Annotated in this window: 21 protein-coding genes and 1 pseudogene; 5 read left to right on the top strand and 17 right to left on the bottom strand. The window is 71.6% G+C overall.

Annotated elements, in window-relative coordinates:
• Positions 1 to 41: 41 nt before the first annotated feature.
• Positions 42 to 317 (top strand): annotated as a pseudogene (locus E8M80_RS26530) (IS5/IS1182 family transposase); the annotation flags it as partial.
• Positions 318 to 591: 274 nt separating this feature from the next.
• On the opposite strand, the gene E8M80_RS06960 reads toward E8M80_RS26530, so the two are convergent.
• From E8M80_RS06960 to rpmH, 7 genes are all read right to left on the bottom strand, one after another.
• Entirely contained in the window at positions 592 to 1,368 is a 777-nt protein-coding gene (locus E8M80_RS06960) for an HpcH/HpaI aldolase/citrate lyase family protein (protein ID WP_137124940.1), read from the bottom strand.
• Between the two features lie 21 nt (positions 1,369 to 1,389).
• Complete coding sequence (locus E8M80_RS06955; RefSeq protein WP_137124939.1) at positions 1,390 to 2,712, bottom strand: tetratricopeptide repeat protein; 1,323 nt, start codon at positions 2,710 to 2,712, stop codon at positions 1,390 to 1,392.
• A gap of 353 nt (positions 2,713 to 3,065) precedes the next feature.
• Positions 3,066 to 3,722 carry a ribosome biogenesis GTP-binding protein YihA/YsxC gene (gene yihA / locus E8M80_RS06950; protein ID WP_137124938.1) on the bottom strand — a complete coding sequence of 219 codons (657 nt, stop codon included), beginning with the start codon at positions 3,720 to 3,722 and terminating at the stop codon, positions 3,066 to 3,068.
• Between the two features lie 64 nt (positions 3,723 to 3,786).
• A complete protein-coding gene (yidC, locus tag E8M80_RS06945) occupies positions 3,787 to 5,586 on the bottom strand; it encodes a membrane protein insertase YidC (RefSeq protein ID WP_137124937.1) in 1,800 nt (599 codons plus the stop codon).
• Positions 5,587 to 5,598: 12 nt separating this feature from the next.
• Complete coding sequence (gene yidD / locus E8M80_RS06940; protein WP_240789935.1) at positions 5,599 to 5,820, bottom strand: membrane protein insertion efficiency factor YidD; 222 nt, start codon at positions 5,818 to 5,820, stop codon at positions 5,599 to 5,601.
• A gap of 110 nt (positions 5,821 to 5,930) precedes the next feature.
• Positions 5,931 to 6,305: a ribonuclease P protein component gene (gene rnpA, locus E8M80_RS06935; protein ID WP_137124935.1), complete on the bottom strand. Its 375-nt coding sequence runs from the start codon at positions 6,303 to 6,305 to the stop codon at positions 5,931 to 5,933.
• Between the two features lie 25 nt (positions 6,306 to 6,330).
• On the bottom strand, positions 6,331 to 6,465 hold the full coding sequence (gene rpmH / locus E8M80_RS06930) for a 50S ribosomal protein L34 (protein ID WP_137124934.1): 135 nt from the start codon (positions 6,463 to 6,465) through the stop codon (positions 6,331 to 6,333).
• Between the two features lie 201 nt (positions 6,466 to 6,666).
• On the opposite strand from rpmH, the gene E8M80_RS06925 reads away from it, so the two are divergent.
• Together E8M80_RS06925 and E8M80_RS06920 are read left to right on the top strand one after the other, a co-directional pair.
• A complete protein-coding gene (locus E8M80_RS06925) occupies positions 6,667 to 7,377 on the top strand; it encodes a TVP38/TMEM64 family protein (RefSeq protein WP_137124933.1) in 711 nt (236 codons plus the stop codon).
• A gap of 7 nt (positions 7,378 to 7,384) precedes the next feature.
• Positions 7,385 to 8,791, top strand: a complete 1,407-nt coding sequence (locus tag E8M80_RS06920) for an NAD(P)/FAD-dependent oxidoreductase (RefSeq protein ID WP_240789924.1) — start codon at positions 7,385 to 7,387, stop codon at positions 8,789 to 8,791.
• 177 nt (positions 8,792 to 8,968) lie between these two features.
• On the opposite strand, the gene E8M80_RS06915 is transcribed toward E8M80_RS06920, so the two are convergent.
• The gene (locus tag E8M80_RS06915; RefSeq protein WP_137124931.1) at positions 8,969 to 10,171 is read right to left on the bottom strand and encodes a Zn-dependent hydrolase; all 1,203 of its coding nucleotides are present in this window, start codon (positions 10,169 to 10,171) and stop codon (positions 8,969 to 8,971) included.
• A 141-nt stretch (positions 10,172 to 10,312) separates the two neighbouring features.
• Here E8M80_RS06915 and E8M80_RS06910 point away from each other — a divergent pair, with 141 nt between their 5' ends.
• Positions 10,313 to 10,522, top strand: coding sequence for a hypothetical protein (locus tag E8M80_RS06910; protein ID WP_137124930.1), 210 nt, complete (start codon positions 10,313 to 10,315; stop codon positions 10,520 to 10,522).
• On the opposite strand, the gene E8M80_RS06905 is transcribed toward E8M80_RS06910, so the two are convergent.
• Genes E8M80_RS06905 through E8M80_RS06895 form a run of 3 tightly spaced genes read right to left on the bottom strand, consistent with a single transcriptional unit; the run spans position 10,523 to position 13,931 of the window.
• Entirely contained in the window at positions 10,523 to 11,293 is a 771-nt protein-coding gene (locus tag E8M80_RS06905) for an SDR family NAD(P)-dependent oxidoreductase (RefSeq protein ID WP_137124929.1), read from the bottom strand. It abuts the gene before it with no gap.
• The gene (locus tag E8M80_RS06900) at positions 11,290 to 12,252 is read right to left on the bottom strand and encodes a 3-hydroxyacyl-CoA dehydrogenase family protein (protein WP_137124928.1); all 963 of its coding nucleotides are present in this window, start codon (positions 12,250 to 12,252) and stop codon (positions 11,290 to 11,292) included. The genes E8M80_RS06905 and E8M80_RS06900 overlap by 4 nt, the downstream gene beginning before the upstream one ends.
• A gap of 2 nt (positions 12,253 to 12,254) precedes the next feature.
• Positions 12,255 to 13,931 (bottom strand): thiamine pyrophosphate-binding protein, encoded by a 1,677-nt coding sequence (locus E8M80_RS06895; protein ID WP_170979240.1) that lies wholly within the window; start codon positions 13,929 to 13,931, stop codon positions 12,255 to 12,257.
• A gap of 81 nt (positions 13,932 to 14,012) precedes the next feature.
• Here E8M80_RS06895 and E8M80_RS06890 point away from each other — a divergent pair, with 81 nt between their 5' ends.
• Positions 14,013 to 14,948: a tripartite tricarboxylate transporter substrate binding protein gene (locus tag E8M80_RS06890; RefSeq protein ID WP_170979239.1), complete on the top strand. Its 936-nt coding sequence runs from the start codon at positions 14,013 to 14,015 to the stop codon at positions 14,946 to 14,948.
• Between the two features lie 194 nt (positions 14,949 to 15,142).
• Here E8M80_RS06890 and E8M80_RS06885 read toward each other — a convergent pair whose 3' ends face one another.
• From E8M80_RS06885 to E8M80_RS06860, 6 genes are all read right to left on the bottom strand, one after another.
• Complete coding sequence (locus tag E8M80_RS06885; protein ID WP_137124925.1) at positions 15,143 to 15,676, bottom strand: carboxymuconolactone decarboxylase family protein; 534 nt, start codon at positions 15,674 to 15,676, stop codon at positions 15,143 to 15,145.
• Positions 15,677 to 15,714: 38 nt separating this feature from the next.
• Entirely contained in the window at positions 15,715 to 16,191 is a 477-nt protein-coding gene (locus E8M80_RS06880) for a MaoC family dehydratase (protein WP_240789923.1), read from the bottom strand.
• A complete protein-coding gene (locus E8M80_RS06875; protein WP_137124924.1) occupies positions 16,188 to 17,816 on the bottom strand; it encodes a hydantoinase B/oxoprolinase family protein in 1,629 nt (542 codons plus the stop codon). The genes E8M80_RS06880 and E8M80_RS06875 overlap by 4 nt, the downstream gene beginning before the upstream one ends.
• Entirely contained in the window at positions 17,813 to 19,882 is a 2,070-nt protein-coding gene (locus tag E8M80_RS06870; protein WP_137124923.1) for a hydantoinase/oxoprolinase family protein, read from the bottom strand. The genes E8M80_RS06875 and E8M80_RS06870 overlap by 4 nt, the downstream gene beginning before the upstream one ends.
• A 205-nt stretch (positions 19,883 to 20,087) precedes the next feature.
• Complete coding sequence (locus E8M80_RS06865; protein ID WP_137124922.1) at positions 20,088 to 21,062, bottom strand: tripartite tricarboxylate transporter substrate binding protein; 975 nt, start codon at positions 21,060 to 21,062, stop codon at positions 20,088 to 20,090.
• A 27-nt stretch (positions 21,063 to 21,089) separates the two neighbouring features.
• On the bottom strand, positions 21,090 to 21,965 hold the full coding sequence (locus E8M80_RS06860; RefSeq protein ID WP_137124921.1) for a fumarylacetoacetate hydrolase family protein: 876 nt from the start codon (positions 21,963 to 21,965) through the stop codon (positions 21,090 to 21,092).
• Between the last annotated feature and the right edge of the window lie 9 nt (positions 21,966 to 21,974).

Raw genomic sequence — 21,974 nt, 5'->3', positions numbered from 1 at the left:
GGGTCCTGTCGTCCCGTGGTGATCAGGCTGCTGGAGACCTCCAGATCGTGGACGCGATCATCGTCGCCGCGCCAAAGCAGCGCAACACCGAGGCGGAGCGGGCGGCGGTCACGGCTGGGAAAATACCCGAGGGCGGGGCGGAGAAGCCCGCGAAGTTGCGCCAGAAGGACCGCGGTGCGCGCCGGACAGTAAGGTTCTTCAAGGCTAGGCCGCGCGGGGATGGCGCGCCGCAGATCGATCTCGCGGTCGCGGCCTTCGGCTACAAGAACCACGTCGCGATCGATCGCCAGCACGGGCTGATCCGCGGCTGGACCGCCAATGGTGAGCCGTGGCTCAATCGACGGGTGCCGGAAGAATTCTTAGCGAGGCTTCGCTGCCTGGGATTTTCCCAAGCCCATCACGTGTCGCCTGAAGAAGCCAACAGGCACTATTCTTCCGGTCGAACCGATGACCTGCAAGCGTCACCACAGGAACAAATGATCCGAGCCGTTGTCTGCTTTTCGATGTCGGCAGCACGCACAGAATCACCATCGGCGGCCCGACGTGGTGGACCAATACTGGATCTAAGCCCCGTATTGGAATTTCAGTCGATCATTTTATCCAACTGATTGCTGTTGTCGCAGAATTCTTAAGCATAAGAACGTCGAAGCCTAGCATCACCGCCGCGTAGCCCCGCACCGTAGCTGCCTGTACCTGCTCTTCCGTCATCGCGACGGTGCTTTTCGCGACCTTGGCCGCTGTCGTGGCTCGTTCGAACTGCTCCACGGCCTTCAAGAACTCCTGGCTGTCAAATTGACCGGGGCAACCCAACTCAACCGCGAGGTCGAACGGGGCAAGGATCAAGGCGCTGATGCCCTCGACAGAACAAATTGCCTCTATGTTGTCGATTGCCGATTTGGTTTCAATCAATATGTTGCAGATGATCGTGCCTCCAACCTTTGACAAATATTCGTCGAACGAGAAGCCCCATCTGGAATGACCGATAAAGGGGCCGAAACCGCGCCTGCCCCGGGGCGGATAGCGTGTCATGGCGACGCAATCCGCCGCCTCTTGTGCGGTATTCACCAGGGGGAAAACCACGCCTGCGGCTCCCATGTCGAGAGCCAGCTTCACCATGGCCTCGTCGCGCTTGCCGACTCTCACGAGAGGACGACACTTCGTGCCTGCCGTCGCGGCAATCATCGCGTGGAGATGCTCCGGTCCGATTGCGCCATGTTCCTGGTCGATAACGACAGCGTCTGCACCCGCATGTGCCAAGGCTTGCGTCACAACCGCCGAGGGAATCGTGCACATGAACGAAGTGCGGATCTTCGGTGCAGGTCCCGGCATTTCGAGTTCCCTTGCTGGTTCCGCCCGACTGCCGTTCATTCGAAGCCCGCCGGCCCGTGATCAGGCAGCGATCTGCTCTGCCTCGTCGTGGAACCGCCGATTGATGAGGCTCTCGGGGCGCCCCGCCAGCCGCTCGTAGGCCAGGCCCAGGGCGAGCGCTCTGCGGCCGCCGCGCAGCGCGGCGACGGTCAGGGTCCAGTCGATGATGTCGCGCTGCGCATGGCTTCCGCCGATGCGCCAGATTTCGGCGCGCAGCGGGAACAGGCGCTCGACGCAGTCGTCATACGCGCCGCGGTGGAAGGCGATGATGCCCTCGATGAGGGGCACACCGACCTCCCGGTACATCGCCGCGGGCTCGCCGCTGCCAGCGGCGGTCTGGCTCATGGTGGACAGGCGCGCCTCGGCGAGGGCCTCGTTGCCGGAACGCAGTTCAGTCATCGCGGCGTGCATGTCGGCGAAGACGATGCTGCGGCCATCGGCATGCCCTTCCCAGCGCGGCAGCAGGTCCTGCCAGCGGCGGCCGACGTCGCAGCCGAGCGTGTCCAGGCGCCACAGCAGGGCGGCGGGGTCGCAGAGCGAGAAGCCGATCGGGCGGATCGTGCGCATCACCGGGCCGTCAAACAGGTCCAGCGCCTCGTTGAACTGGCCGAGCTCGACGTGGAACAGCGATGTATGCCACCAGAGATGGCCCTGCGCGCCGCTTTCGGCCGAGGCCCACAGCGGAACGTGCTCCCTGCCCCAGGCGAGGCCGTCCCCGGGGCGGCCGGTCATCTCCAGGCAATGCATGATCCCGTGGTGGGCGAAATAGAGATGCGGCTCCAGGGCGATGGCCGCCCGGGCATCCTCCTCCGCCTCGGCGTAGCTGCCGGCCTCCTCCAGCGCGAAGCCCCGCGCCGCGCGCAGCACCGCGAATCCCGGCGTGTCGGGCGACCAGTACGGCAGGGCGCGCGCCACCCGTTCGCGCGTCCGGGGAAAGCGGCCCAACAGCGCGTCGCCGTAGAAGGCGGCGTAATGCGCGAGCAGATCGCGCGGATGGTCCAGCAGATGGGCTTCAAGTGCCGTGACGCTGGCCCGCCTTTCGCCGTTGAGCAGCAGGTCGAGCGCGCCGAGCAGTGCGCGCTCGCGCCCGTTCAGGGACAGCGCCCGTGCCCGCCCGGCGAGGTCGCGCGCCATGGTGGCCAGCCTGGGATCGACCGGGATCGCGAGGATCCACGCCTTGGCGATCAGGGCCATCGGCATGTCGGGCGACAGGGCGGCGGCCGCGTCGAGCAGGGCCAGCGGATCGCCATGGCCGATGGTGAAGGCGCGGATGGCTTGGTCGAGGCGGTCCACGGACTCCGGCGTACCGCCCGAGACGGCATTCCCCTGCGCGTCCTGCGTCATGCGCCTGCCTCCGCCTGGCCGGCCGATCCGGCGATCCGCGAGGGAGCATCGGCCGGGCTTCGGGCCACTTCAAGGAAATTTGAGCGTGGTTGGATGGAGGCCGAAGCGGCTTGCCCGAGGCGCGTCTGTCGTTGTCATACCGGGCGCACGAAGGTTTCACCTTCGTGCCCCTCAGACGCCGGGCGGGCCGCATCCGCGGCCCTTGGCTTCGCCGGACGACCGGCGGGCCGCAGTCGCGGCCCCGGCCCTTCGGGCCGAAAGTCGGAACTTCATGCGCTTGGTATCAGTCCCGCGGGCACCGTCCAGGACGCCGGGCGGCGGGCTTGGTTCGGGGCGCGCGCCCGCCCTGTCGCCTAGGCCGCGAGCGAAGCGATCTCCGCACGCACCTCCGGGATGCCCGCGCCCGTCCTGCTGCTGGTGACGAGCACGAGCGGATGCGCGGCGGTGTGCGCCCGCGCCAGGGCCTCAACCTCGGCCAGCCGCGCCGCCAGTTTCACCGGCCCGACCTCGTCGGCCTTGGTCAGCACGATCTGGAAAGCGACGGCGGCGGCGTTCAGCAACTCCATCGCCGCGCGATCGGCGGTCTTGGTCTCAATCCGGGCATCGAGCAGCAGGATCACCCGCATCAGGTTCGGCCGTCCGCGCAGGAAGTCGAACATCATGCCCTGCCAGTCCCGCTGCAGGTCCTTCGACGCCTTCGCGTAGCCGTAGCCAGGCAGGTCCACGAGCACGATCCGTCCGGCCAGGTCGAAGAAGTTCAGCTGCCGCGTGCGCCCCGGCGTCTGGGAGACGCGCGCGAGCGCCTTCTGCCCCGTCAGCGCGTTGATGAGCGACGACTTCCCGACGTTGGAGCGCCCGCAGAATGCCACTTCCGGCAGGCCGGGCTCGGGCAGCTGATCGGGCTTCTGCGCGGCGTGGAAGAACTCGCAGGGGCGCGCGAACAACAGGCGGCCGGCCTCGATCAGCGCGGCGCGCTCGGCATCGTCGCGGGCCTCGAGCAGGCCGGTCACGGGGACGACGGCCGGGAGGAGGGAGCGCGGGGGAGGACCCCCTCCCCCGCCGCCTGCTGACGATTCACTTCGCCTTGCCGCCGGCCTTGGCCGCCCGCCGCTCCGCCCGTTCGTGCCGCATGATGTAGTATTGCTGCGCCACCGACAGCGTGTTGTTCCAGGCCCAGTAGATGATCAGCCCCGCCGGGAAGGACGCCAGCATGAAGGTGAAGACGATCGGCAGCCAGGCGAAGATCTTGGCCTGGATCGGGTCGGGCGGCTGCGGGTTCAGCTTCTGCTGCACCCACATCGTGACGCCCATGATGATCGCCCAGGCCGGCATGTGCAGGAACGCCGACCACTGCATCGGGTCGAAGGGCAGCAGGCCGAACAGGTTGAACAGGTTGGTCGGATCGGGCGCCGAAAGGTCCTGGATCCAGCCGAAGAAGGGCTGGTGGCGCATCTCGATGGTCACGAACAGCGCCTTGTAGAGCGCGAAGAAGACCGGGATCTGGATCAGGATGGGCAGGCAGCCGGAGGCCGGGTTGACCTTCTCGCTCCGGTACAGCGCCATCATCTCCTGCTGCGCCTTCTGGGGGTCGTCCTTGTAGCGCTCCTTCACCTCGGTCATCTTCGGAGCGAGGACCTTCATCCGCGCCATCGACTTGTAGGCCTTGTTGGCCAGCGGGAAGAATGCCGCCTTGATCAGCACCGTGAAGATCAGGATGGCGACGCCGAAGTTCCCCGTCATGCGGAACAGCCAGTCGAGCGCCAGGAAGAACGGCTTCACCAGGAAGTAGAACCAGCCGAAATCGATCGCCTTGTCGAAGTCGGTGATGTTCAGCCGCGACATGTAGCTGTCGAGCAGGTGCACCTCCTTCGCCCCGGCGAACAGCCGGGTCGAGGTCGCGGCCGTGCCGCCGGCCGCGACCGTGACCGGCGCCGGCGGGGCGAGGTCGACCTGCCAGCGGTCGCCCGCGGCGCCGCCGCCCTCGTTCACGTGGCGATAGGAGGCGCGCATCGTCTGGTCCGGCCCGCCCGGCATGATCGCCGCCAGCCAGTACTTGTCCGTGATGCCGGCCCAGCCGCCGGACGTCTCCTCCTCGAGGCCGACGCCGCGACGGCGCGCGGCCTCCGACTTCACGTCGCCGTAGGAGACTTCCCGCAGGCGGCCGTTCAGCACGCCGGTGAAGCCTTCGTGCAGGATGAAGAAGCCGGCGGTCTGCGGCGTGTGCTCGCGCCGGATGCGCGCCCAGGGCAGAAGTTCCACCGGATCCGCGTCGGTGTTGCGCACGCGCTGCTCGGCCGTGACCATGTATTCGGCGTCGAGCGCCAGCACGATCTCGAAGACCTGGCCCTGGCCGTTGTCCCAGGTGAGGGTGACCGGACGGCCGGGCGCGAGCGGCCCGCCCTCGGCGGTCCAGTCGGTCTCGTTGTCCGGCACGCGGGTGCGGCCGTCGGCGGCGGTCCAGCCCCATTGCGCGAAATAGGGCGCGGCGCTGTCCCGGCGGTCGAACAGCCGCACCTGCGGCGACGCGGGGTCGAGCGTCTCCCGGTAGGTCGTGAAGACGAGGTCGTCGATGCGCGCGCCGCGCAGGTTGATGCTGCCCGCGACGCGCGGGTTCTCGATCGCGACGCGCGCAGCGGGTGGGCGGGCCCCGGCGGCCCGCGCCTCGGCGCCGCCGGGTGCGCCCGGCGCGGCGGGCACGACGGCGGGCACAGCACCCGAGGCCGGCGCCGGCACCGGCACGTCTGGCGCGGCCTGCCCCGCCTGCTGGGCGACGCGCGGCGGCGCGGGCGGTGTGTTCGCACGGTTCCACACGTCGAAGATCAGCAGGATGCCGATCGAGAGCGCGATCGCGGCGAACAGGCGCTTCTGGTCCATCGGGGGGATGTCTCAGCCCTTGGGCGGTGTCGGTGGGGGCACCGGGTCGTAGCCGCCCGGATGCCAGGGATTGCAGCGGAGGATGCGGCGGGCCGCCATCAGCCCGCCGCGCGCCGCGCCATGCGCGCTGAGCGCCTCGAGCGCGTAGTCGCTGCAGGACGGGTGGAAGCGGCAATTGGCGCCGATCACGCCGCGCAGCGTGTAGCGATAGGCGTGGACGCAGCCCTTGAGCACGGCGGCGGGTGCGCTCGTCGCGCCGGAGGCGCGCCCGGCCGCCGCAGCGGCGCGGCGCCCGGTGGTCGCGGCCGGGCCGTGTTCGGTCGTCGCGGCGGCGGCGCGCCTGTTCATCGCGTGACGCCGGCCTGCCGCAGCGCGCCCTGCAGGTCGCCGATCAGGTCCGCGAAGCGCCGGCGGCCGGTCCCGTCGCGCCCGACCAGCACGAGGTCCCACCCCGCGGCGCCCACCGTCGGCAGCGTGAGGCGCGCGGCCTCCCGGAGCCGTCGCTTGGCACGGTTGCGCACCACGGCGTTGCCGACCTTCTTGGTCACGGTGAAGCCGACGCGCAGCCGGCCTTCCTCCCCAGCCGCGGCCTGCAGCACGAGGCCCGGCCGCGCCGCGCGCTTCCCGCGCGAGGAGACGCGCAGGAAGTCCCGGCGCTTCTTGAGGCGAAGCGCGGGCGTACCCGGGCTGGGCTCGGCCTGGTCGGCGTGGCCCGACATGCGTCGCTCCGCGCGGCGAACCCGATCAGGCCGAGAGGCGCTTGCGGCCCTTCGAGCGGCGATTGGCCAGGATGTTGCGGCCGCCCACCGTGGCGCTGCGGGTGCGGAACCCGTGCCGGCGCTTCCGGACGAGCTTCGAGGGCTGGTAGGTACGCTTCACGACAAGTCTCCTGAACCTCGGCGCCGGCGCGCGCAGCCTGGCGCCAGCAGAACGGACCGGCGGACCCGTGGGGGGCGCGCGCCGGCGAGGGGGCGAGGTATAGGGAGGGGGATCGCCGGGCGTCAACCGCGGCGGCCGCGATTCCGCCGAACCGTGCGGCATGTAACCCTGGCCCCGAGCAGGACGAACCCGTCAGCAGCCATGCCAAGCCCCGTCCGTACCGCACTCGCCAGGTTCTGGCCCCTGATCCTTCTCGCCGCGCTGCTCGGCCTTGCCTGGGCCAGCGGCGCGACCCGCCTGCTGTCCTTCGAGGCGCTGGCCGAGCATCGCGCCACGCTGGTCGGCTGGGTCGCGGCCCGGCCGGCGCTGGCGGCCGGCGCCTATGTGGCGGCCTATGTCGCGGTCGTTGCGCTGTCATTGCCCGGCGGCGCGGTGATGACGCTGGCCGGCGGCTTCCTGTTCGGCGCGCTGCTTGGCACGGCGCTGACGGTCGTGGGGGCGACGCTTGGTGCCTGCGCGCTGTTCCTGGCCGCGCGCACGGCGCTTGCCCCCTTCGTCGCCGGCCGCGCCGCGGGGCTGCTCGACAAGGTCCGGCCGGGGCTCGAGCGCGACGGGTTCTTCTACCTCCTGACGCTGCGCCTGATCCCGGTCGTGCCCTTCTGGCTTGCGAACCTCGCGCCGGCGCTGGTCGGCATGCCCTTCGCCCCCTATGCGGCCGCGACCGCCATCGGGATCATCCCGGGCACCGCGGTCTTCTCCGGGATCGGCGCCGGATTGGGCGAGATCTTCGCCGCCGGCGGCCGGCCGGACCTGTCGGTCATCTTCTCGCCCGCCATCCTGCTGCCGCTGCTCGGGCTGGCGGGGCTCTCCCTCCTTGGTGCCTGGTGGCGGAATAGGAAGCGCGATGCCTGATCATGACGTGGCCATCATTGGCGCAGGCGCGGCCGGCCTTTCGGTCGCGGCCATCTCGGCCGGGCTCGGCCTCAAGGCCGTGCTGTTCGAGAAGGGGGAGATGGGGGGCGACTGCCTCAACTACGGCTGCGTCCCGTCCAAGGCGCTGCTCGCCGCCGCCCATGCCGCGGCCGAGGCGCGCCGCGCGCACCGCTACGGCATCCGGCTGCCGCCGCCGGTGGTCGACTGGGGGGGCGTCAACGCCCATGTCGAGGGCGCCATCGCCGCCATCGCGCCCAATGATTCGGTCGAGCGCTTCACCGCCATGGGCGTCACGGTCGTGCAGGCCATGGCGCGGTTCGTCGCGCCAGACACGATCGAGGCCGCCGGCCGCCGCCACACCTTCCGCCGCGCCGTTATCGCGGCAGGGTCGGCCGCCGTGGTGCCGCCCATCCCCGGCCTCGGCGAGGTGCCCTTCCTGACGAACGAGACGCTGTTCGGCCTGACCGAGGCACCCGGCCACCTCGTCATCATCGGCGGCGGGCCGATCGGGCTCGAGATGGCGCAGGCGCATGCCCGCCTCGGCTGCCGGGTCACGGTGGTGGAGGGCTTCGCCATCGCGGGCCGGGAGGAGCCGGAATGCGTGCCCCCCCTGCGGGACGCGCTCGTCGCCGACGGCGTCGCCCTGCATGAGGGCGCGAAGGTCGCGGCGGTCGCGCGTGCCGAGGCGGGCGTCGCGGTCACGCTGGAGGACGGCACGCGGGTCGAGGGCACGCACCTGCTGCTGGCCGTCGGACGGGCGGCGCGGCTCGATGGGCTGGGCCTGGAGGCTGCGGGGGTCGAATTCTCCCCGCGCGGCGTGAAGACGACCCTTGCGCTGCGCTCGGTCTCGAACCGCCGCGTCTGGGCGGCAGGCGACATTGCGGACCCCGAGGGGCTCGGGCCGCGCGCATTCACCCATGTCTGTTCCCAGCATGCCGGCATCATCGCGCGGTCCATGCTGTTTCGTCTGCCCGCGAAGGTGAGCTACGACGCCCTGCCGCGCGTCACCTACACCGATCCCGAGATCGCGCAGATCGGGCCCACCGAGGCGGAACTGCGCGCCGCCGGGCGGGACGACCTGACCATCACGCGCTGGCCGCTGGCCGAGAATGACCGCCTCATCGCCGAGGGCCGCGCCGAGGGGCTGGTGAAGCTGGTGGCCGACCGCAAGGGCCGCCTGCTCGGCGCCTCGCTGGTCGGGCCGGGCGTGGGCAACATGGCGGGGATGTTCGCGCTGCTGATCGGGCGGAAGCTGTCGGCGCTGGCGGGCGCCGTGCTGCCCTATCCGACCGCGCAGGAGGCGGGCAAGCGCGCGGCGTCGGAGTTCTATACGCCGAAGCTGCTCTCGGCGCCGGTCAAGCGACTGGTCGGGCTGCTGAAGCACCTGCCCTGAGGCGGATGGTCAGGGACAAGGTCGGGGGAGGAGAACCTCCCCCGATCCCCCTCCCTTCCTTGTCATTTGGCGCCGATCCTGGGTGGGGCGGCGCCAGGCGCCAAGGAAGGTTGAGGGGGGTCCGGGGGGAGAAGTTCCCTTCTCCCCTCGCCCTTCCAGCCAGAGCCATCAATACCCTCAACCGGCTAGGTAGCGCTCCGCTGCGCCCGCCAGCACCTGGCAGGCGAGCGCCAGGTCCTCTGGCTTCGTGTCCTCGCTCCAATGGTGGCTGATGCCGCCGATCGAAGGCGGGAACAGCATCGCGACCGGCATCCGCTTCGCGATGTACTGCGCGTCGTGCCCGGCGCCCGACGGCATGCGGATCCAGGCGCCCGACGCCTCCTGTTCGGCCGCGGCGTCGAGGGCCGCCATCATCGCCGGGTCGCAGAGCGCCGGCGTCGCGCGGCTCATCTGCGTGATCGTCGCCTGGCATTTCTCGCGCCGGTTGCTCTCCCGCACCAGGGCGCGCAGCGCGGCGTCCATCCGCTCCAGCACCTCGGGCGAGACGTCGCGGAACTGGAACAGCACCTCGGCTCGGCCCGGGATGATGGACGGCGCTCCAGGCTCGAGCGTGATGCGCCCGGTGGTCCAGACGCTGCGCTCGGCGGCGACGCGCGGGAATTCCGCGTCGATCATGGCGAGCAACCGCATGGCCGAGAGCCCGGCGTCGCGCCGTTCCGCCATGGTGGTGGTGCCGGCGTGGTTCTGCTGCCCCTCGAACACGATGCGGTACTGCCAGATGGCGACGATGCCGGTGACCACGCCGAGCCGGAGCCCGCTGCCCTCCAGCACGCGGCCCTGCTCGATGTGCATCTCGAAGAAGCCCTTGTGGCGGCCGGGCTCGAGCGTCATGCGCGGCTTGCCGGCGAGGCCCGCGGCGGCGAGCGCGTCGCGCAGCGGCGTGCCGTCGTTGCGGCTGCGGCTGCGGTCGATCTCCTCCTCGGTCAATTCGCCGATGATCGACTTGCTGCCGAGGAAGCCGCCCTCGAAATGCCCTTCCTCGTCGGCGAAGGCGCAGACATCGACGGGCAGGCCGGCGCGCGCCAGCGCCACCCCGGCCACGACGCCAAGCGCGCCGTCGAGCCAGCCGGCGTAGTTCTGGCTCTCGATGTGGCTGCCGACCAGCAGGTGCGGCCCCGGCCCCTTGTGGCGCCCATAGACGTTGCCGATGCCGTCGATCGAGGGCTCGAGCCCGCATTCGGCGAGCCGCTCCATCAGCCAGCGCCGGCTTTCCATGTCGTCCGGCGAATAGGTCGGGCGATGCACGCCGGTCTTGTAGGCGCCGATGCGCCGGAGGTCGTTCAGGTCCTTCAGGAAGCGCTCGGCGTCGATCCTCGGCATGGCGGGGTCCTTTTCGTCCTCGTCGCATGCTGCGGCGCGAAATTCGCGCCCGCAAGGCGCGGCGTTAACGTGCCGGTAAGCCGGATGGGCGTCCTGTCATCGCACCGCAATCCGCGGCATCGCTGTCAGAGAGGCCGAAAAATGTCCGACCTGGCTTTCGTCCACCGTCAATCAGACGACCTGAATTCCGTGGCGCTCCTGGAATCCCCGAAGGGGGCGGAGCTGCACCTGCGCAGCCAGTCGGGCGCGCTGCTGCGGGTGCCGCTCGGCGATGCCGACCACCTGCGCGGCCTGGCCGCGCTCGCGATGATGGCGGGAACGCTCGGCGGGCTCGCCGCCAAGGGGCCTTGATCAGCGGCTCTCGAGCGTCAGCCCGCCATCGACGACGACCGTCTGGCCGGTCACCATCGCGGCGCCGGCCAGCAGGAAGACCATGACCTCCGCGAGGTCGGCGGGCTGGCAGCGGCGTTTCAGCAGCGCCTTCTCGGCGCTCGCCTGACGGCGCTCCTCGGTCCATTCGACCATCCAGGTGGAATCGACCGCGCCGGGGGCGATGGCGTTGACGCGCACCTCCGGCGCCAGCGCGCGCGCGAGGTTCTTGGTCAGGCTTATCACCCCCGCCTTGGTCGCGCCGTAGGCCATCGACGACCCCGGGCTGTCGAGGCCGGCGACGGAAGCCACGCTGACCACCGCGCCGCCCGCCGCCCGCAGCGCCGGCGCCGCCGCCTTGGTGCAGCGGAACACGCCGAGCAGGTTCACCTTCAGCAGCGTGTCCCACAATTCGTCGGTCAGGCGGTCGAGCTCCGCCGGGCGGATGATGCTGCGCGTGCCGGGCGTGCCGGCGTTGTTCACCAGGTAGTCGAGCCGCCCGAGGTCGCGCACGGCCTGTTCCACCATGCGCGGGCCGTCCGCCGCATCGCCCACGTCGCCCGGCGCCGAGATCGCGTCCCGCCCGTTGGCCCGCAGCTTCTCCACCACCTCCGGCCCGCGCGGGTCGTCGGCCAGGTGGTTGATCGCGACCCTGGCGCCGGATTCCAGCAGCATCACCGCGGTGGCGAGGCCGATGCCCGACGCGCCGCCGGTCACGAGCGCCGTCTTGCCCTTGAGGTCGTAGCGGATCATGCGTCGCGCTCCAGTCCAGCCATGGTGCCGATCTCCCGGAGCGCGCGGCGCAGCGCCAGCAGGCGGCGGTCGCGCTCCTCGAACAATGTTTCGGGGTCCTTGCCGCCCCAGTCGTAGAAGCCCGCGCCCGCCATCACGCCGGTGCGGCCCCGCGCGACCAGCGCATCGAGGCTCCCGCTCGCGCCCCGCACCGGCGGCGGCGTGTACATCCGGTTCGCGAGCGCCAGCTGCATCATCGGCAGCCCGGTGAAGTCCGCCTTGGCCAGCACGCCCAGGATCGGCAGCCGCAGCGCGATGCCGTGGATGATGGCGGCGTCGATCTCCTCGGCCGTGGCGACGCCGTCGTCGAGCAGCTGCTGCACCTCGAGCCCGATCGCCGACTGGATGCGGTTGGCGATGTAGCCGGGGACGAATTTCCGCATGACGATGGGCTGCTTGCCCATGGCCGCGACCGTGGCGCGCACCGTCTCGACCGCCGCCGGGTCGGTCTGCGGCCCGCCCACGATGTCGACCAGGTCGACCAGGTAGGGCGGCGTGTACCAGTGCGCGATCAGCGTCCGGCGCTGCCGTGCGGCCGGCATCAGCGGGAAGATGTCGAGGTAGGAGGTGTTCGACGCGATGATCGCCTCCGGCGGCGCGACCGCGTCGAGCGCGGCATAGAGCGCGCGCTTCGCGTCCGGGTCCTCGACGATCGCCTCCACGATGATCTCGGCGCCATCGACGCACTCGGCCAGGCTGTCGTGGCGCGTGACCGCCTGGGCGAGATGCGCGGCCGTCCAGCCGTCCGGCGCCTCGCCCGCCTCGGCCAGCGTCGCGAGCGCCGTCTCCATCAGGCCCTTGGCCCGGGCGAGCGTCGCGGGATTGCTGTCCGTCAGCCGCACCGAATGGCCACCGAGCGCGAAGACCAGCGCGAGCGCGTGGCCCATCGTGCCGGCGCCGAGAACCGCGACGCGAGCCATGGCTATGTTCCTTCCGGTGCCCAGGGCGCGGGGGCGCGCGCCTCGATGTCGGTGACGACGTCGACCACCATCGTGCGGTCGGACGCCATGGCGCGGGCGAGCGCGGGGCCGATCTCCTCCGGCCGCTCCACGCGGATGCCGTCGAGGCCGAAGGACCGCGCGACCTGCACGAAGTCGGTCGGCCCGAAGCGCAGCAGCTCGGCCGCCGCATCCGGCCGGTTGCCCGCCTGGCGCACCAGGTTCGGCCAGCCCTGGCCGAAGCCGGAATTGTTGTTCACCACCAGCGTGACCGCGATGCCGCGCCGCCGCGCCGTCTCGAGTTCCGCGAGGTGGTAGTAGAGCGCGCCGTCGCCCGACCAGCACACCACCTTGCGATGCGGCGCGGCGCATTTCGCGCCGAGCGCGGCAGGGAACGACCAGCCGAGCGAGCCCGCCGCGCGGAGGTAGGACTGCCCCGGCTCAAGATCGACCAGCGTGCCGGTCCAGATGCCGGAATAGCCGGTGTCGGCCACCAGGATGCCGTCGGCGGGCAGGGCCGCCGTGATCTCGGCGGCAAGCCGCGCCGGGTCGATCGGCGCGGCGTCGCTGGCGAGCCGCGGCGCGACCTCCGCCCGCCATTCCGCCATGCGCGCCTGCGCGGCCGCGAGGAAGGCGCCGTCCCGCTCCGGCCGGCCGAGCGCCGCGGCGAGCGCGCGTAGCGCCGCCCGCGGGTCCGCCTGCACCGCCACCATCGCAGGGTAGGACCGGTCGAATTCCATCGGGTCGGCGTCGATCTGCACCACCTGTGCGCCCGGCGCGGGGGTGCGCCAGTAGTTGGTCAGCATGTCGCCGGTATCGGCGCCGACCATCAGGATCAGGTCGGCCTCCTGCAGGATGCGGTTGGCCGGCGGCGCGGCATAGGCGCCGGCGACGCCGATATGCAGCGGATGGCGCGTGGAGACGATGCCGCGCGCGCCGAGCGCGGTCGCAACCGGCGCCGCCAGCGCCTCGGCCACCGCCAGCAATTCGCCCCCGCACCCCGATAGCATCGCGCCGTCGCCGGCCACGATCGCGACGCGCGGCACGGCCAGCAACGCGGCGGCGGCGGCGGCGATGGCGCCGGGCTCGGGCCCGGGCCGATGCAGCGGCATCCGGAAGGCCGAGAGGTCGGCCGGGGGCGCGGCGACGGCGCCGCCCTCCACCACTTCCGCCTGCAGGCCGAACAGCTCGAGATGCACGGGGCGCGGCGGCATCGCCGTCGCGGCGGCGAAGGCCTGGCGCAGCGCGCGCGGCAGGTCGGCGGCCTCGGCGACGTCGGCGCTGTATTTCACGACCGGCGCGAACAGCGGCGCGTGGTCGACTTCCTGGTAGGCGTTGCGGTGCTGGTGCGCCGGCACCTTGCGCCCCGTCATCGCGACGATGGGCGTGCGCGCGAGCCATGCATCCTGCAACCCGGCCGCGAGGTTCGCCGCGCCCACCGACTGCACCGCCACGACGCCCGGCCGGCCCGACACGCGCGCATAGCCGTCGGCCATGTAGGCCGCCGCCTTCTCGGTATGCGCGAGCACCGGCGCGACGCCCGCCTCCGACAACGCGAGCAGCGTGCGCCGCAGCACCGCGTCGACGAAGAAGACATGCGTCTGGCCCGAGGCCGCGAGGCTCGCGGCAAGCCAGGCGCCGCCGGTCATGGTTCCGCTCATCCGGCTTTTGCATCCTCCCGCAATGGCGCTAGCCTGCCGGGTAAGCCCGGCCGCCACAAGGCAGGGCATGAGGAGGACGCCATGAGACTGCTGCCGGGAGCGGCGCTTGCCGCGCTGCTCATGCTCGCCGCGCCGGCGCGCGCGCAGATGCAGATGCAGATGATCATCCCCTTCCCCGCCGGGGGCGCCACCGACATCCTCGGCCGGCTGATCCAGCCCGAATTGTCGGCCGCCCTCGGCACGCAGATCGTGGTGCGCAACGTGGGCGGCGCCTCGGGCACGATCGGCGCCACCGAGGCGGCACGCGCGCGCGCGGACGGCAACACGCTGTTCCTCACGCCGATCGGGCCGGTCACCATCCAGCCGCACATGCGCCGCCAGCCCTACGGGCTCGAGAGCTTCACGCCCGTCTGCCAGGTGACCGACAGCCCGGTCATCATGATGACGCCCAAGGCCAGCGGGCTGCGCACCTGGGCGGACGTGACGGCGCGCGCGCGCGCCGAGGGCGGCAACCTGCCCTATGCGTCGTCGGGCATCGGGACCATCCCGCACATCTCGATGGTGGCGCTGACGCGCTCGGCCGGGACGCCCATGCTGCATGTGCCTTTCCGTGGCTCGGGCGACGTCATCCTCGCCTTTCAGCAGGGCACGGTCGCGCTGTTCAGCGACCAGTCCATCCTGATCCGGCAATACGACCTGCACGCCATCGCCACCTTCACCGAGGCGCGGCTGTCGGACTTCCCCGACGCGCCGACAATGCGCGAACTCGGCCACGACCAGGTCTTCTCGATCTGGAGCGGCATGTACCTGCCCGCCGGCGCGCCGGCCGAGATGGTCGCGCGCTTCGACACGGCCTGCCGCCGCACCATGGAGAACCCGGCGGTGCGCGACGGGCTCGCACGCATCGCGCAGCCCGTGCGCTATCGCAACGCGGTGGATTTCGGCGCCTTCTGGCGGTCGGAATACACGAAGTTCGGGCGCATCGTGGAGGAGAACGGGATGCGCACCGCCGATTGATGTCCTGGCGTGCAGTGGTGGTTTGAAAGGTCGGGGGAGGAGAACCTCCCCCGATCCCCCTCCCTTCTTTGGTACCTCGTGCTGAGCGGGGACACTGGCGCCGCGACCGCGGAGACTGCACACCAACGGGGACGAAACCCTGAGGGGGAGAAGCGATCCTTGCCCCGTCCCCCGATCCCGTCCGGCTGGACCGGTCAGCCCGGCGCCAGCGGGTCGGTGCCCTTGATCTCGAGGGCCTCCAGCACGCGGGAGACGCAGTTGTAGCCGGCGATGGTCGCGGTCAGCTCGACCAGCTGGCGCGGCGGGAACAGGTCGCGCACGGCCTTCGCCACGTCGTCGGGCACATGCACCCGCTGCGTCATGGCGTCGCAATAGGCGAGCGCGGCGCGCTCGCCGGCGTCGAAGGCATCGCTCCCCTGCCAGTCGCGGAGCGCATCGAGCTGCGCCTGCGTGGCACCCTCCTTCAGCGCGATCGGCGCATGCGCCTCCCATTCGTAGGACGCGCCGTTGATCGCGGCGATGCGGCAGATGACGAGCTCCCGCAGCTTGCCCGACAGCGTCGATTTCCAGCGGATGGCGTCGAACATCGTGATCCAGCCGGCGGCGATCGGCGGCGCGTGCAGCAGCATCCGATGCAGGTGCCCGACCCGCTTGCGGGAGGCGCGGATCGCCTCCGCCGCCTCCACATGGTCGGGATGCGCGAGGTCGGCGTAGGGAATGCGGGCCATGGTTTTCCTCCGTGGGACGGCGTGCGGCGGTCGTGATTTCAGGCCGGGCGGCGGCGCAGCAGGTAGCGCTGCCGCCCGTCCATCACCAGCGCGCCCTTCTGGTTGTGGACGGTGCTGCGAAGTCCGAGGATGCCGGTCGTGCGCTGCGGCGTCACCTCGTCCACCTCGAGCGCCGGGTAGAGCGTGTCGCCCGCGAAGACCGGATGCAGGAAGCGGCTCGACTGGTCGAGGAAGCCCTTGAGGCTCTCCTCGACCATGTGCGGGAACATCCCCGCCCCGGCCGCCGTCTGGACCAGAACCTGGTAGCCATGGGCCAGCATGTGCGGCATCCCCCGCGCACGGCAGTATTCCACGTCGTAATGGACCGGGTGGTTGTCGCCGGACGCCGCCTGGAAGGCCAGGAAGATCGCCTCCGTCATGGTCCGGCTCGGCAGGACGAAGCGCTCGCCCATGGCGAAGTCCTCGAACCAGCGCTGCTCGGGCACCACGCGATGCGCGGCCGGGTCGAAGGTCACGGCACGTAGCCGAGCGCCGCGTCGCTGGACGCGGCCCCGGCGTCGCGCCCGGCAGGGTCGCCGAACCCGCCGCCGCCCGAGGTCTCGAGCCGCACGACATCCCCCGCGCGCAGCCTCACGCCATCCGATTTCGGCGCGATCGGCGTCTCGGCGCCGTCCCTGACCCGCGTGAGCCGGCCGAGGCTGCCCGCCCCCCCGCCCGCCAGCCCGTAGGGCGGGAAGCGGAAGCGGTCCATGTTGGCGGTGAAGACCGCGGCCGGGCTGTCCACCCGCCATTCCCGCACGAGCCCGAGCCCGCCGCGGAATTCCCCCGCGCCGCCCGATCCGGGCAGCAGCCCGTAGCGCGTGATGGTCAGCGGCATTTGGCTCTCGATCATCTCGACCGGGATGTTCGCGTTGTTGTGCATGCCGAAGGACCAGGCGTTGACGCCGTCCTTGCCGGGTGCGGCGCCCGTGCCGCCGATCTCGATCTCGACCAGCACCTCGCGCGATCCGTCCGCCGCCTCGGTCTGGAAGGTCGCGACATAGGACCCGCCGTAATAGGCGGCCGGCATGCGGTCCGGCAGCGCCTGGTGCAGGCAGCCGAACATCACGTTGGCCAGGCGATGGCCGACCGCGATGCGATGCGCGACCGAGGCGGGCGCGCGGCAGGATGTCACGCTGCCCTCCCGGTGCATGATGCGGATCGGCCGGTAGCAGCCGGCATTGGCGGGCATCGCCCCGTCCGTCGCGGCGATCACGGCGTAGTAGACGGCGCAGTCGGACATGGCCGGCGTGCAGTTGATCGGCCCGCGCCGCTGGTCGTCGCAACCGGAAAGGTCGACCTCGATCTCGTCGCCCCTGACCGTCACCGCGGCGTGCAGCCGCACGGGCTCGGGGTCGATGCCGTCGTCATCGAGGAAATCCTCGAACTCGTAGCGGCCGTCGGGCATGGCGCGGATGGCGGCGCGCATCGCCGCCTCGCTCATGTCGAGGATGCGCGCCGTCGCCTCGACCAGCCCCTCGGCGCCGTAGCGCGCGGCGAGGCGTCGGATGGAGGCCGCGCCGACATCGAGCGAGGCCAGCTGCGACTGCAGGTCGCCCAGCATGAGTGCGGGCTTCCTCACGTTCTGGCCGATCATCTCCCAGACCGCGCGGTTGAGCCGCCCGTTCTCGACGAGCTTGAGCGGCGGGATGCGCAGCCCCTCCTGGAACACCTCGGTCGCCGTCGCGGCGTAGGATCCGGGCGCCATGCCGCCCATGTCGATGTGATGGCAGAGCGCGCCGACATAGGCGACGCGCCGGCCCTCGTGCATCACCGGCTTGAAAACCAGCACGTCGTTCAGGTGCTGCGCGCCGCAATAGGGGTCGTTGGTCGCGACGACGTCATGCTCGCCCCATTCGTCGGCGACGACGAAGCGGTCGAGCAGCGTACGCAGCGCGGCACCCATCGAGTTCAGGTGCTGCGGGATGCGCGCCGACTGCGCGACATTGTTGCCCTCGGCGTCGAACACCGCCGTGGAGTAGTCCAGCAATTCGCGCACGATGGTGCTGCGGCTGGTGCGCCAGATTGTGATGTCCATCTCGGCCGCGGCGGCGGTCAGCGCGTTGCGGATCACCTCGATCTCGATGGGCCCGAGCGTCATGCCGCATCCCTCCGCGCCATCAGCGTGCCGGCGGGGCCGGGCCGGGCGGTCCAGCCGCGCGCGATCCAGTGGGTCGCGAAGGCTTCCTCGACCACCGCGGGGCCCTCGATCACGTCTCCGGCGCCCAGCGCCTCGCGGTCCCAGACCGGCACCTCCCGCCAGGCGCCGCCCTCGTGCACGCGGCGCAGGCCCTTCCGCGCGGGGCGCTCGGCGGGCGGTGGCTCGGCGGCCTCGGGCTTGTCGAGCAGGCCGGTCGCGGTCGCCCGTAGCGTCACGATCTCCACCGCCTCCCCGGGGTTTGCGTAGGAGAAGCGCTGCCGGTGCATGGCGTGGAAATCCTCGACCAGCACGGCGAGGTCGCCCGCATCCGGTGCCGCCACTTCTCCCCAGGGGACCAGCAGTTCGAAGGCCTGGCCGTGGTAGCGCATGTCGGCCGCAATGGTGACGCGCCGGCGCCCGGGGGCGATGCCGTCGGCCGCGAGCCGGGCATCGGCCTCGGCGCGCAGCGCGGCGATGCCCTCGGCCAGCGCCGGCAGGCTCGGCGCCGCCGCGCGCAGCACGCGCGACCGCGCGATGTCCTGCGTCAGGTCCGAAAACAGGATGCCATGGGCCGAGAGCGTGCCCGGCTCGCGCGGGAAGGCGACCTCCGTCATGCCGAGTTCCGCCGCGACCTCGGTCGCGTGCAACCCGCCCGCGCCGCCGAAGGACAGCAGGCAGAAATCGCGCGGATCGAGGCCCTTCTCGAACAGCGACAGCCGGATCGCGGCGCCGAGATTGGCGTTGGTGACGGTCAGGATCCCCTCCGCCGCCTGCTCGACGGACAGGCCGAGCGGGCCGCCCACCTTCGCCGCCAGCGCGTCGCGCGTCGCCGGCATGTCGAGCCGCATCATGCCGCCCAGGAAGAAGTCGGGGTCGAGCCGTCCGAGCGCCAGGTTCGCGTCCGTCACGGTCGGCTCGGTGCCGCCGCGGCCATAGGCGACGGGCCCGGGGGTGGCGCCGGCGCTGCGCGGGCCAACCGTCAGCCGCCCACCGGCATCGACCGCGGCGATCGAGCCGCCGCCGGCGCCGATCGTGCGCATCTCCACCATCGGCAGGCGCACCGGCAGGCGGTCGATCTCCCCCTGCGTGATGACCGACACGCGCCCGTCCTGCACGACCGAGACGTCGTAGGAGGTGCCGCCCATGTCCACCGCGACGAGGTTCGGGCGCGACAGGAGCCCGGCGAGCCGCCCGGCCGCGAGCGTGCCGCCCGAGGGGCCGGACAGCAGCAGCCGCGCCGGCTGCTCCGCCGCCATGCGCAGGCTGCAGACGCCGCCATTCGACTGCACGAGGAACACGAGCGGGTGGAACCCGCCCTCCCCGAGCCGCGCCTCGAGCCGGTCGAGATAGGCCTTCACCACCGGCACCAGCAGCGCGTTCAGCACGGTGGTCGAGGTGCGTTCGTATTCGCGGATCTCGGGCGAGACATCCGAGGAGAGCGAGACCGGCAGGTCGGGCCGCGCGGCGCGCAGCATCCCGGCCAGCCGCCGCTCATGCGCCGGGTTGGCGTAGGCGTGCAGCAGCGACACGGCGACACTATCCGCCCCCAGCGCCGCGACGCGGTCGAGCAGCGCCGGGATCGCCGCCTCGTCCAGCGGGATCTCCGCCGAGCCGTCGGCGCGCATCCGTTCCGGCACCGGCAGGCGCCGGTCGCGCGGCACCAGCACCGGGAAGGGGTCGGGCGCCAGGCCGTAGATGTCGCGCCGGACGTGGCGGTTGATCTCGAGCACATCCTCGAAGCCGGCGGTCGTGAGCAGCACGCCGCGGGCCAGCTTGCGTTCCAGCACCGCATTGGTCGCGATGGTCGTGCCGTGCAGCAGCAGCCCGACATCCGCCAGCGCGAAGCCGAAGCGCCCGGCCGCCTCCGTCACGCCGCGGAGCAGGCCGATGGAGGGGTCCTCGGGCGTCGTCGGCGTCTTCCAGGCGCGCGCGATGCCGTCCCGCGCATCCAGCACCTGCAGGTCGGTGAAGGTGCCGCCGATGTCGACGGCGATGCGCACGGGCCGGCCGACGGAAGTGCCGCTCATGCCGCGCCCGAAGCCACGTTGTTCATGCCCGTCTCCCTCGCTTCGGCGGCGAGGCTAGCGGAGCAACCGCGTCGCGCAAGGCGCGGCGGTTGATAAGGTCGGGGGAGGCGAGCCTCCCCCGAGCGCCTTCCCTTCTCCGGCACCTGGTTCCAAAGAAGGTTGAGGGGGGGTTTGGGGGGCAAGGTTCCCTTCTCCCCCCAACGCGTCAGTCGATCTTGCCGATCCGCTGCACGGCGCGCACGAGCCGCGCGCTGTCCTCGCGGAAAAAGGTCTCGAAGGCCGCGCCCTCGCGGAAGTCGATGGGGCTGCCGGCGGCACCGAGCGCGGTCTTGAGCGCGTCGTCCCGCACCGCCTGGCGGAGCGCGGCGCGCAGCCGATCCTGGATCGGCGCCGGCGTCGCGGCCGGGGCGAAGACGCCGGCCCAGATGTAGAATTCGACGTCGCGGAAGCCCTTCTCGATGAAGGTCGGCACGGTCTCGAAACCCGGCGCGCGGGTGGCGCCCCATTGCGCCAGCGCGCGCAGCTTGCCGTCCCGCACCTGCGACAGCGCCGGGCCGGGGCCGGACGACAGCGCCTGCACGGTCCCCGACAGCAGCGCGGTCATCGCCGGTCCGCCGCCCTGGAAGGGCACGTGCAGCATGTCGATACCGGCTGCGCCCGCGAACATCGCCATCGCCACATGCAGCGTCGAGTAGTTGCCGGCCGAGGAATAGGTGATGGCGCCGGGGCGACGCTTCGCGTCCTCGACGAACTCCTCCAGCGTGCGCCAGGGGGCGTCGGCCTTCACGACCAGGACCGTCGGGTCGGCCGTGATCAGCGCGATCGGCGCCAGTTGGTCCACGGTATAGGAGGGCGTGCGGCCGTTCAGCCGATCGGCCTCCGGCAGCATGGCGAGCGAGGAGAGCGCCATCAGCAGCGTATGCCCGTCGGGCTGCGCGCGCGCGACAGAGGCATTGCCGATGGCGCCACCCGCGCCGCCGCGGTTCACCACGGGCACGGGCTGGCGCCAGAGACGCTCGAGCGCGGCGGACACCGGTCGCGCGACGATGTCCGCCTGCCCGCCGGGCGGGAAGGCGACCACCATCTGCACGGGTCGGGACGGGTAGTCGCCCTGGGCCGAGGCCAGGCCCGGCGCCAGCGCGAGGCCGGCCGTGCCGGCCAGCATGTCGCGTCGCTTCATTGTCGTTCCCTCCCGGTTGGTGTCGCCTCAGGCGACGGGGTTCTCCAGCACGCCGATGCCCGGCACCTCGATGCGCACCACGTCGCCGGGCTTGAGGAATTTCGGCGGCGTGAAGCCGATGCCGACGCCGGCGGGCGTGCCGGTCGCGATGATGTCGCCGGGCTCCAGCGTGATGCCCGCGCTGATCGCCGCGATCAGCGTCGGGATGCCGAAGATCAGGTCGCCAAAGCTCGCGCGCTGGCGCAGTTCGCCATTCACCCAGGTGGAGATCGACAGGCGCGGCGGCACGCCCGCGGCATCCGCCGTGACGATCGCCGGGCCCATCGGGCAGTAGCCGTCGATGCCCTTGCCCAGAATCCACTGGCGGTGCCGGTGCTGCGTCGTGCGGGCGGTCACGTCGTTGACGATGGTATAGCCGAAGACGTGGGCGTAGGCGTCGGCCTCGCTGATGCCGCGCCCGCCCTTGCCGATCACGACCGCGATCTCGCCCTCGTAGTCCGTGCTGGCCGAGGCATCGAGGTAGGAGGGGATCGGGTCGTGCGGGCCGCTCACGCTGGTGGGCGGCTTGGAGAAGACGACCGGGGCCTCGGGCACCACTTCCTTGGCGGTGGCGTCGAAGCCGCTGTTGGCGAATTCCTTCGCGTGCTCGTGGTAGTTCTTGCCGACGCAGAAGACGTTCTTCGCGGGGCGCGGGATGGGCGCGATGATCGTCACGCCCTCGGCGATCGGCGCCTTGCCGGCAGCCGCGCGCGCCGCCGCGAGCGCACCCTCCCCGCCGCGGATCAACGCCAGCATGTCGCCCGGCAGCGCGGGGTCGGCGGCGGCAAGGTCGAGCACCGCCCCCGCCTCGTCGAGCGCGCCGATGCGCGTGCCGCTGCCGTCCCGGAATGTCACCAGCCGCATGGAATTCTC

The sequence above is a fragment of the Roseomonas sp. HF4 genome, assembly GCF_005222755.1.
Lineage (GTDB): Bacteria > Pseudomonadota > Alphaproteobacteria > Acetobacterales > Acetobacteraceae > Neoroseomonas.
Note: the sequence above shows the minus strand (reverse complement) of the source record. Positions and strands in the feature narration are given on the sequence as shown.

What these genes read in the sequence shown, in the direction of transcription:
- E8M80_RS06915 (WP_137124931.1), bottom strand. Translation starts at nt 10,171, where the DNA reads ATGCCGAGGATCGACGCCGAGCGCTTCCTGAAGGACCTGAACGACCTC.
- E8M80_RS06885 (WP_137124925.1), bottom strand. Translation starts at nt 15,676, where the DNA reads ATGGCCCGCATTCCCTACGCCGACCTCGCGCATCCCGACCATGTGGAG.
- E8M80_RS06895 (WP_170979240.1), bottom strand. Translation starts at nt 13,931, where the DNA reads ATGAGCGGAACCATGACCGGCGGCGCCTGGCTTGCCGCGAGCCTCGCG.
- E8M80_RS06890 (WP_170979239.1), top strand. Translation starts at nt 14,013, where the DNA reads ATGAGACTGCTGCCGGGAGCGGCGCTTGCCGCGCTGCTCATGCTCGCC.
- E8M80_RS06960 (WP_137124940.1), bottom strand. Translation starts at nt 1,368, where the DNA reads ATGAACGGCAGTCGGGCGGAACCAGCAAGGGAACTCGAAATGCCGGGA.
- yidC (WP_137124937.1), bottom strand. Translation starts at nt 5,586, where the DNA reads ATGGACCAGAAGCGCCTGTTCGCCGCGATCGCGCTCTCGATCGGCATC.
- E8M80_RS06865 (WP_137124922.1), bottom strand. Translation starts at nt 21,062, where the DNA reads ATGAAGCGACGCGACATGCTGGCCGGCACGGCCGGCCTCGCGCTGGCG.
- rnpA (WP_137124935.1), bottom strand. Translation starts at nt 6,305, where the DNA reads ATGTCGGGCCACGCCGACCAGGCCGAGCCCAGCCCGGGTACGCCCGCG.
- E8M80_RS06910 (WP_137124930.1), top strand. Translation starts at nt 10,313, where the DNA reads ATGTCCGACCTGGCTTTCGTCCACCGTCAATCAGACGACCTGAATTCC.
- E8M80_RS06875 (WP_137124924.1), bottom strand. Translation starts at nt 17,816, where the DNA reads ATGACGCTCGGGCCCATCGAGATCGAGGTGATCCGCAACGCGCTGACC.
- E8M80_RS06860 (WP_137124921.1), bottom strand. Translation starts at nt 21,965, where the DNA reads ATGCGGCTGGTGACATTCCGGGACGGCAGCGGCACGCGCATCGGCGCG.
- E8M80_RS06900 (WP_137124928.1), bottom strand. Translation starts at nt 12,252, where the DNA reads ATGGCTCGCGTCGCGGTTCTCGGCGCCGGCACGATGGGCCACGCGCTC.
- E8M80_RS06925 (WP_137124933.1), top strand. Translation starts at nt 6,667, where the DNA reads ATGCCAAGCCCCGTCCGTACCGCACTCGCCAGGTTCTGGCCCCTGATC.
- E8M80_RS06870 (WP_137124923.1), bottom strand. Translation starts at nt 19,882, where the DNA reads ATGAGCGGCACTTCCGTCGGCCGGCCCGTGCGCATCGCCGTCGACATC.
- E8M80_RS06955 (WP_137124939.1), bottom strand. Translation starts at nt 2,712, where the DNA reads ATGACGCAGGACGCGCAGGGGAATGCCGTCTCGGGCGGTACGCCGGAG.
- E8M80_RS06905 (WP_137124929.1), bottom strand. Translation starts at nt 11,293, where the DNA reads ATGATCCGCTACGACCTCAAGGGCAAGACGGCGCTCGTGACCGGCGGC.